This is a genomic window from Hadarchaeum sp. (SeqCode) (assembly GCF_049969415.1).
GTDB lineage: Archaea > Hadarchaeota > Hadarchaeia > Hadarchaeales > Hadarchaeaceae > Hadarchaeum.
Genome location: NZ_JBMFOX010000096.1, coordinates 1 through 2,157, shown reverse-complemented (window position 1 = coordinate 2,157; position 2,157 = coordinate 1). Strand labels below are relative to the sequence as shown.

Sequence of the window (2,157 nt, the reverse complement as noted above, 5' to 3'; positions counted from 1 at the left end):
CAGTAAACCTTGGAGGAGGGGACCTTTTTGATCGCAAGGTGGATGGAGTCGGCCCGTTTGCCGACCGCCTCGAGGTACGTGTTCGATGCGGCGGCCCGCAGGAGGTCCCGGGTGAAGTGGAAGCCAGAAAGGTTCGGTCCCTTCGGTTTCAGCTTCAGCGCCCTGTCGACGAACGTGTCGAGGGTTGTGAGCGTTCGGAAGACCTTCTCGCGGTTCAGCATCACACTATCACAAGGTAGACCGTGCGCCCGAGGTATTCCTTTGGGCAGTCGACCTTCGCGCTGTTGCCGAAGGGGGTGACCTTGCGAATGAGGAACCCCCGTATCCCGACGATCACGAGCCGCCTCTGGACCTTCAGGGGCACTTTCTTCATCGGATATCCTATAGATATCCAAACATAAAAGCATTGTGGTAACCCTAAATGGGAGGGGTGAATGAGGAAACTAACTCCTTTCGGAGATACTGACACGGCCGAAAAATTTAAATGGTATAAACAAGTTTATACGATGAAAGAAGAGCTTGAACTAAGTAAGAAAAAATTGATTCTATCCGTGGATGTAGAGGACATCATCAGAAAGGAAGTTGTCCCGATAGGGAACGGGGCCCATGTCATTTGCCCCAAGGAACACATTGGTAAAACAGTTTACTTGGTTGTCGTGAAAAAATGATCTGCTCGAATTGCGAGATCTGGGAGGAATACCAGCGTCTGAAAGCCGAGAACGAGCAGCTAAGAAGGGAAAAGGCTGAGCTCGAAAAGAGAACGGTAAGCTGAAGCGCAGGCTGGCGCTTTACGAGAGCGTCAAAGTTCCCCTGCCTAGGACGAGGCGCAGGGTCGTTTCGAGGGATACTTCTGAAAAGAGGTTCCCAGGAAAGCCTAAAAGATCCCCAGGGAGAACGAGGCCTAAGCCAGAACCTAATGTCGTGATAGCGCCGGAGTGGGAAAGCTGCGAGAAATGCGGGGCCCTTCTTCCCCCACCGGAAGTAGTAGATCATCACATAGTTGAGGAGATCTCCAACCCATCGCCAGGGGAGGTGATAGACTACCTAGAGCTCGGGGGCAAGTGCACCGCTTGCGGAACTTACAACGTGGCCGTGCACCCTGACTGCCCTCCCGTCGGGAGGTTCGGGAAGAACGTGTATGTACAAACGACGCTTCATAAATTCGAGGAGAGGCTCCCCCTCGCTAGGATTGGATCCGTCTTCGAGAGGTCGGGGCTTAAGATTTCGGCCCCGACTGAGCTCGAGCTCCTCTGGAGGATGAGCAACTGGCTTAGACCCAAGTACGAGGAGATCCTCTCGAGCGTTCGGAGCTCCAGAGTTGTTTATACGGATCAAACTGGGATCAAGGTCGACGGCACTGATTTTTGGATCTGGGACTTCGTCACCGAGCTGGAAACTCTATTCGTCATCAGGAAGAGGAAGTCGCAAAAAGTCTTGGAGGAGATCCTGGGGAAGGATTGGGATGGCACGCTGGTCGGCGATGGGCTGAGATCCCACCACAGCTACGCGCGCAAGAGCGGGGCGAAGATCCAGCGGTGTTGGGCCCACTTGCTTAGGGAAGCCAAGGAGCTCGGAGAAAAATATGAGGAAGCGAGGGCCCTCTCCGAGGGCCTGCACAGGATTTTCGACAGGCTCAAGAAGGCCCTAGAGGATGATCCTCCGCCTGAGGAGAGGGCTAAATTAGCCAGGACTGCGATGCGAGCTATGAGGAGATTGATTAACAAGCGCTACAAGAGCAGCAGGGTCAGAAAATTCGTGGAGAAGATGAGGAGGGGATACCCATTCTGGTTCACCTTCGTCACGGTGCCTGGAGTCGAGCCGACTAACAATAGGGCCGAGCGGGCGCTAAGAGAACTCGTCGTTCAACGGAAGATCATAGGGACGCTTCGCAACGAGAAGGGAATGCAGATATACGAGACCCTGCCCACGCTTTTAGCGACGTGGAAGCAGCAGGGCCTGAGCTTGCAGGAAGAGCTGTCAAATGCTTTAACAGAAGCCTGGCAAAATATGAGAGAAAAACGAGAGAAACCGCGAGGGGTGGCTTAAAGCTTAATAGATACATGTTACATAATTTAAAAGGAGCTCGGGGCTCAGTCTTTTAAAAAATAAGAGCTTAAAAATCCAAAAATTGTGATGGGGGCGGTGGCCATAACCGCC

Annotated in this window: 4 protein-coding genes; 2 read left to right on the top strand and 2 right to left on the bottom strand. The window is 53.0% G+C overall.

The genetic code is table 11. The annotated features are described in order from the left end of the window. On the bottom strand, window positions 1-221 hold a 221-nt coding region (locus ACP5PX_RS08015; RefSeq protein WP_428085426.1), incomplete at its 3' end, for a hypothetical protein. Next, window positions 221-373 (bottom strand): DUF2080 family transposase-associated protein, encoded by a 153-nt coding sequence (locus ACP5PX_RS08010; RefSeq protein WP_428085425.1) that lies wholly within the window; start codon window positions 371-373, stop codon window positions 221-223. The genes ACP5PX_RS08010 and ACP5PX_RS08015, both read right to left, overlap by 1 nt. 133 nt (window positions 374-506) lie before the next feature. On the opposite strand from ACP5PX_RS08010, the gene ACP5PX_RS08005 reads away from it, so the two are divergent. Beyond that, window positions 507-668, top strand: a complete 162-nt coding sequence (locus ACP5PX_RS08005) for a DUF2080 family transposase-associated protein (RefSeq protein ID WP_428085424.1) — start codon at window positions 507-509, stop codon at window positions 666-668. Between the two features lie 100 nt (window positions 669-768). Then, the gene (tnpC, locus tag ACP5PX_RS08000; RefSeq protein WP_428085427.1) at window positions 769-2,046 is read left to right on the top strand and encodes an IS66 family transposase; all 1,278 of its coding nucleotides are present in this window, start codon (window positions 769-771) and stop codon (window positions 2,044-2,046) included. Window positions 2,047-2,157 lie beyond the last annotated feature (111 nt).

What these genes read in the sequence shown, in the direction of transcription:
- ACP5PX_RS08010 (WP_428085425.1), bottom strand. Translation starts at nt 373, where the DNA reads ATGAAGAAAGTGCCCCTGAAGGTCCAGAGGCGGCTCGTGATCGTCGGG.
- ACP5PX_RS08005 (WP_428085424.1), top strand. Translation starts at nt 507, where the DNA reads ATGAAAGAAGAGCTTGAACTAAGTAAGAAAAAATTGATTCTATCCGTG.